This window comes from Flavobacterium sharifuzzamanii (assembly GCF_003254585.1).
GTDB classification, from domain to species: domain Bacteria; phylum Bacteroidota; class Bacteroidia; order Flavobacteriales; family Flavobacteriaceae; genus Flavobacterium; species Flavobacterium sharifuzzamanii.
The window spans coordinates 1-211 of sequence record NZ_QJGZ01000003.1; the positions used below are offsets into that span (position 1 = coordinate 1).

At 46.0% G+C, this 211-nt stretch carries 1 protein-coding gene; it reads left to right on the forward strand.

The features are described from left to right. A partial coding sequence (locus DMA14_RS00015; RefSeq protein ID WP_157957628.1) for a hypothetical protein occupies positions 1-211 on the forward strand: 211 nt, incomplete at both ends.

Below are 211 nucleotides of genomic sequence, written 5' to 3' on the forward strand. Positions count from 1 at the left end.
CTACTGCTCCAACTTGGACAACTGCTGCCGGTTCTTTAAATGCAACTTTAGAATGCAGCGATGCAGTTGGACTTGCTGCTGCTCAGGCTCAATTCCCAACAGCTTTTGACCTTTGCGATGCTGATGTTTCTAACATCACTAAAACAAGCGGACAGTTCGTGGCTTCTCAAGGATGTGGAAACGCAGGAACTTACACTAATACTTGGACAGT